The sequence below is a fragment of the Aeromonas sp. 600886 genome, assembly GCF_049174935.1.
GTDB classification, from domain to species: Bacteria; Pseudomonadota; Gammaproteobacteria; order Enterobacterales; family Aeromonadaceae; genus Aeromonas; species Aeromonas veronii_A.
The window spans coordinates 65705-71704 of the sequence record NZ_JAAKUB010000025.1 but is presented as its reverse complement, the minus strand read 5'-3'; the positions used below and the strand labels follow the sequence as shown (position 1 = coordinate 71704).

The 6000-nt window shown below is 61.0% G+C and carries 5 protein-coding genes; 4 read left to right on the top strand and 1 reads right to left on the bottom strand.

Translation table 11 applies throughout. The features are described 5' to 3' along the window. Nucleotides 1-336 precede the first annotated feature (336 nt). Entirely contained in the window at nucleotides 337-1344 is a 1008-nt protein-coding gene (locus G5179_RS17375; RefSeq protein ID WP_041915397.1) for a substrate-binding domain-containing protein, read from the bottom strand. 202 nt (nucleotides 1345-1546) lie between these two features. Between G5179_RS17375 and galE the strand changes: the two genes are divergently transcribed. From galE to G5179_RS17355, 4 genes are read left to right on the top strand one after another with little or no spacing between them, the layout of a single operon-like run. Beyond that, the gene (galE, locus tag G5179_RS17370; RefSeq protein ID WP_421258805.1) at nucleotides 1547-2560 is read left to right on the top strand and encodes a UDP-glucose 4-epimerase GalE; all 1014 of its coding nucleotides are present in this window, start codon (nucleotides 1547-1549) and stop codon (nucleotides 2558-2560) included. 60 nt (nucleotides 2561-2620) lie between these two features. Beyond that, nucleotides 2621-3679, top strand: coding sequence for a UDP-glucose--hexose-1-phosphate uridylyltransferase (locus G5179_RS17365; RefSeq protein ID WP_421258806.1), 1059 nt, complete (start codon nucleotides 2621-2623; stop codon nucleotides 3677-3679). Further along, a complete protein-coding gene (gene galK / locus G5179_RS17360) occupies nucleotides 3676-4827 on the top strand; it encodes a galactokinase (protein ID WP_421258804.1) in 1152 nt (383 codons plus the stop codon). The genes G5179_RS17365 and galK overlap by 4 nt, the downstream gene beginning before the upstream one ends. Next, nucleotides 4824-5795, top strand: coding sequence for a galactose-1-epimerase (locus G5179_RS17355; RefSeq protein WP_421231156.1), 972 nt, complete (start codon nucleotides 4824-4826; stop codon nucleotides 5793-5795). Before galK ends, G5179_RS17355 begins: the two co-directional genes overlap by 4 nt. Nucleotides 5796-6000: the final 205 nt, after the last annotated feature.

The window sequence follows — 6000 nt, the reverse complement described above, 5'->3', positions numbered from 1 at the left end:
GAGCAAGAGACGGGAGGAAGAGGCCAGATCACCCCTGGCATCCGCTTCGCTGCGCCAGCTGAACATGGGGGTATGGGCTGCCAGCCGGTTTACCGACGTAATGGCCTGAGTCTGCCAATCCTGACGCGCCACTATCTCCCTGAGCATTCACTCTCTCCCTGCTGATTGGAAAACCTATTCAGTCTAGAGAAGTATGACGCAGGGAACGGCGATCTCGCTCACACAGATGTAAACGATTACACTTGTTTTGTTAAGTAAAGCGGAGTAAAAATGATTAAAAATAGGTAAAACAATAACCGTGCAAGAAACGGCCCCGAACAGGGCCGCAAAAGGGAGCTATCCGGCCCGAACCGGTGCCACCGAGTGACGATTTATCAGGGTGGGTGTATAGATCCGGCTCTGGGTCGCGTCACTCTCCCCCGCCGCCAGCTGAATGGCCAGCTTGGCCGCCTGGGCCGCCATCAGCTCAATGGGATAGCGCATGGTGGAGAGCTTGGGCCTCAGGTATCTGGCATAGATGATGTCATCGAAGCCCACAACCGAGACCTCCTCCGGCACTCGCAGGCCGTTGTCGGCCAGCACTGAGATGGCGCCAGCCGCCATGGCATCGTTATAGGCCACCACCGCGGTCACCTTGAGCCCCTTGGCCAGCAGGTTGAGCATGGCACGCTCCCCCCCCTCCTCGTTCGGCGTGCCACTCTCGATAAGCTCGGGATCGGCTGCCAGACCCGCCTCCATCAGCCCATCCTGATAACCCTGCAAACGCAAGGTGGCATCCTCGATGGCGTGATCCGAGCTGATAAAGGCGATATGGCGGTGACCCAGTTCGATCAGGTGGCGAGTCGCCGTAGCCGCACCCAGCCGGTTGTTGAGGGCGATGCAGCGCCCCTTGAGGGCCGGAATATCGCGGTTGATCAGCACCATACCGGGCACCCGCATGGCGTAATCGTAAAGTTCCTCGTCGCTCAGCGCCTTGCTGTGCACCACCAGCGCCTCGCAGCGTTTGCCGATCAGCAGCTCGATCGCTTCACGCTCCTGACGCGCCTTGTGAAAACCGTTACCCATCAGCAGGTGAAGGTTCTGCTCGACGGCGATGCCGGAGACCCCCTTCACCAGTGCACCGAAGAAGGGATCGGCCACGTCACCGACCACCACCCCCATGGTGTCGCAAGTCTGGCTGACCAGCGCCCGCGCGTTGGCGTTGGGGGTATAGCCCAGCTCCGCCATCGCCTTCTGCACCACTTCGCGAGACGCGGCGCTGGCCTTGGGGGAGTTGTTCATCACCCGTGAAACCGTTGCCACCGACACATTGGCCAAACGGGCGACATCCTTGATGGTGCTCATGCTGTTTTCACTTCTTTCACTGTGCAATAGAGCGCCATTATACCCAGCAAACCCTTTGAAAACAGTGGTGAAACGCATATCTGCCGTCAGGATGATCACAAAAACAGTGTAATCGTTTACACTGTTTTGCAAGCAAGCTCACAGTTTGGTCGCCACACCCTCGGCTAGACTGCTTCCAGACACTTTTTCAGTGGAGAGCAAGATGAACGTTCTGGTCACCGGCGGTTGCGGATATATCGGCAGCCACACCTGTCTGGCCCTGCAAGCGGCAGGCATGAATCCCGTGGTGGTGGACAACCTCGGCAACAGCAAACGCAGCGTGCTGGCCCGAGTCGCCGCCATCAGCGGCCAACAACCCGTTTTCTATCAAGGAGATATTCGCGATGCCGCCCTGCTGGAGCGGATCTTTGCCGAACAGCAAATCGATGCAGTGATCCACTTTGCCGCCCTCAAAGCAGTCGGTGAATCGACCCGCATTCCACTGGATTACTACGAGAACAACCTCGGCGGCACCCTCACCCTGCTGCAGGCGATGAAGCGGGCCAATGTGCACAGTCTGGTGTTCAGCTCCTCGGCCACCGTCTATGGCGATCCAGCTAGCCTGCCGATCCGCGAGGATTTCCCTCGCAGCGCCACCAACCCCTACGGGCGCTCCAAACTGATCATCGAGGAGATCCTCGAGGATCTGCAGCTGGCCGAACCGCACTGGAGCATGACCCTGCTGCGTTACTTCAATCCAGTCGGCGCCCACGAGTCGGGCACCATGGGGGAAGATCCCCAAGGCATTCCCAACAATCTGATGCCCTATATCACTCAGGTCGCCATCGGCCGTCGCGACTGCCTGTCGGTTTTTGGAAACGATTACCCAACTGTGGATGGCACCGGCGTGCGCGACTACATCCACGTGATGGATCTCGCCGAGGGGCACGTCAAGGCACTGCAACACTGCGCCGGCAAGGGTGGCGTGCACACCTACAACCTGGGCACCGGTCAGGGCCAGAGCGTGTTGCAGTTGGTCGCCGCCTTCTCCGCCGCCTGTGGCAAGCCGCTGCCATTTCGCATCGAACCGCGCCGCCCGGGCGACATCGCCGCCTGCTGGGCCGATCCGGCCAAGGCCGAGCGCGAGCTGGGCTGGCGGGCGACCCGCAACATCGACGCCATGTGCGCCGATAGCTGGCGCTGGCAATCCGCCAATCCGAACGGTTACGAGGAGTAGGCCTGCCTGCTCCCTGTTAATAGACGCCCCTATTTTTCAATACCTTATTCAGGAGAGATGATGTTCAACCCCGTCGATCATCCCCATCGCCGCTTCAACCCGCTGACCGGCCAGTATGTGCTGGTCTCCCCCCACCGGGCCAAACGCCCCTGGCAGGGGCAGGTGGAGAAGGTGAGTCAGGCCCCCAAACAGACCCATGATCCCGACTGCTTCCTCTGCGCGGGCAACACCCGGGTCACTGGCGACATCAACCCCGACTACAAGAGCACCTTTGTCTTTACCAACGACTTCGCCGCCCTGATGCAGGATACCCCGGCCGCCGATAGCGCCAGCGATCCCCTGCTGAAACTGGAAGCCGCCCGCGGCACCAGCCGGGTCATCTGCTTCTCGCCGGATCACGGCAAGACCCTGCCCGAGCTGCCGCTGCTCGCCATCGAGGGGGTGATCACCACCTGGATGGATCAGGTCGCCGAGCTGTCAGCCCAGTGGAAGTGGGTGCAGGTCTTTGAAAACAAAGGGGCCGTCATGGGCTGCTCCAACCCGCACCCCCACGGCCAGATCTGGGGCAGCGACTTCCTGCCCAACGAGATCGCCCGCGAAGAGCAGCACCAGCGTGACTGGCTGGCCGAGCATGGCCGCCCCATGCTGCTGGAGTATGTGGAGCGGGAGCTGGCGGATCGCTCTCGCATCGTGGTAGAGACCGAGCACTGGCTTGCCGTCGTCCCCTTCTGGGCCGCCTGGCCGTTCGAAACCCTGCTGCTGCCCAAGGCGCACGTCCCCTCCATGCTCAATCTGACCAAGGCCCAGCAACAGGATCTGGCGGTGGCGCTCAAGGAGCTCACCAGCCGCTACGACAACCTGTTCGAGTGCAGCTTCCCCTACTCCATGGGCTGGCACTTTGCACCGCCCAAATCGGATTGCCCCGAGGCGTGGCAACTGCACGCCCACTTCTATCCGCCACTACTGCGCTCCGCTACCGTGCGCAAATTCATGGTCGGCTTCGAGATGCTGGCCGAAACCCAGCGCGACCTTACCCCCGAGCAGGCCGCCGAGCGGCTGCGCGCTCTGAGCCCCGTTCACTACAACCAGACCAGCCACACCAATGAGGAGGCCCTATGACCCCCAGCCAACGCGTCAGCACCGTTTTTGCCGAGCAATTTGCCAAAGCGCCCGATCTGCTGGTGCGCGCCCCTGGCCGCGTCAACCTCATCGGTGAACATACCGACTACAACGACGGCTTCGTGCTGCCCTGCGCCATCGACTACGAGACCTGCGTCGCCATCGGCCTGCGCGATGACCGGCAAGTGCAGGTGATCGCCGCCGACTACGACAACCAGCGCGACCAGTTCGACCTCGACCAGCCCATTGAACACCACCCCAGCCAGCGCTGGAGCGACTACATCCGCGGCGTGGTGAAGTATCTGCAGGAGCGTGGCTATGCCCTGCGCGGCCTCGATCTTGTAGTCTCCGGCAATGTGCCGCAGGGGGCGGGGCTCTCCTCCTCCGCCTCGCTGGAAGTGGCCATTGGTCAGGCCTTCAAAGAGGCGCTGGGGCTCGACATCACTCAGGCCGAGATCGCCCTCAATGGCCAGCAGGCGGAGAACAAGTTCGTCGGCTGCAACTGCGGCATCATGGATCAGATGATCTCCGCCAGCGGCAAAACCGATCATGCCCTGCTGCTCGACTGTCGCTCGCTGGAGACCCGCCTCATCCCCATGCCGGCGGATCTGGCGGTGCTGATCGTCAACTCCAATGTGCGCCGCGGTCTGGTGGACAGCGAATACAACACCCGTCGCCAGCAGTGCGAAGAGGCCGCCCGTCACTACGGGGTCAAGGCGCTGCGCGATCTCGATCTGGCAGCTCTCGAAGCAGGCAAGGCCGGACTGGATGAAGCCTGCTATCGCCGTGCCCGCCACATCGTCGGTGAAAACGCCCGCACTCTGGCGGCCGCCGATGCGCTGGCCAGCCACGACCTGACCCGCCTCGGCGAGCTGATGGCCGAATCGCACGCCGCCATGCGCGATGACTTCGAGATCACAGTGCCCGCCATCGACGGTCTGGTGGAGATCATCAAGGCTAAAATCGGCACAGATGGCGGCGTGCGGATGACCGGCGGCGGCTTCGGCGGCTGCGTGGTCGCCCTGTTGCGCCCGGAGAAAGTGGCCGAGGTGATTGCCGCCGTCGAGGCAGAGTATCCGGCCATCTCGGGCCTCAAGGCCGACTGCTACGTCTGCCGCGCCAGCGCCGGTGCAGGGGGCATCGCATGAAAGAGTTCCATCTGCAGAATGCAGCCGGCCTGCGGTTGAGCGTACTCGATTTCGGGGCAACGCTCACCGCCCTCGAGATCCCGGTCAATGGCATCTATCGCAATGTGCTGCTGGCTTGTGATCCGCTGGATTACCCCAATCAACGCTCTTATTTGGGGGCGATAGTAGGACGTTTTGCCAATCGTATCGGCAACGCCCGCCTAGAGCGAGCAGGGCAAGAGTGGCAACTAGACGCCAACGAGGGCACCACCTGCCTGCACGGGGGCAGTGACTCTCTGCACAACCGGGAGTGGCAACTGGACGGGCTGGCGGAAGATCGCATCCGTCTGCAAACTCGGCTGGCCGATGGCGAACAGGGTTTCCCTGGTAATCTGGACGTCACCGTAGAATACCGGCTGGAGCAGACCGATCTGGTGATCGAGCTGAGCGCCACCACAGATGCTCCGACCCCGGTCAATCTCACCAGCCATGCCTATTTCAACCTGGATGGTGGTGATGTGCGTGATCACCACATCATCATTAATGCAGACCGCTATCTGCCAACCGATGAACACTCGCTGCCGCTTGGTATTGCGCCGGTCGAAGGAGTATTCGATCTACGCCATGGCAAGCGGGTCGGAGAACAGTGGATGGCCCATGCGCAGCAAAAAAAATGTCTGGGATTCGACCACTGTTTCTTGTTTGTTGATGCCTCGCCCTCACCACAAGCCACCCTGATGGCAGGGGATGGCAGCCTGTGTATGGAGATGTACACCAATCAGCCAGGCGTCCAGCTCTACACCGGCAACTGGTTGGCTGGCACCCCAAAACGCGGGGGGGGACATTGGGGCAACTATCAGGGGCTCTGCCTGGAAGCACAGCAAGTGCCAGATAGTCCGAACCGTCCAGAATTAGGTAACCCATGGTTGGAGCCAGGAGAACGCTATCAGCACATAACCCGTTATCGGCTCATTCCGGTTATGGCTTGACCCACTGAAGGGGCGCGTCAAGGCGCCCCTTTGTCGCATCTCTCCCGCCCGGCTTATTCATCACAACCAAGAAAGAAGCATGCTACGGCTTGGCATCATTACGATATCAGCCACCGCGTGCAGTGCTGATGGGTGTATGGCTTTCAGAGTGACGTTGACCTGCTCGTGTCGGGTAAAGTCATTGAGTACCCATTATGTGCTTTAC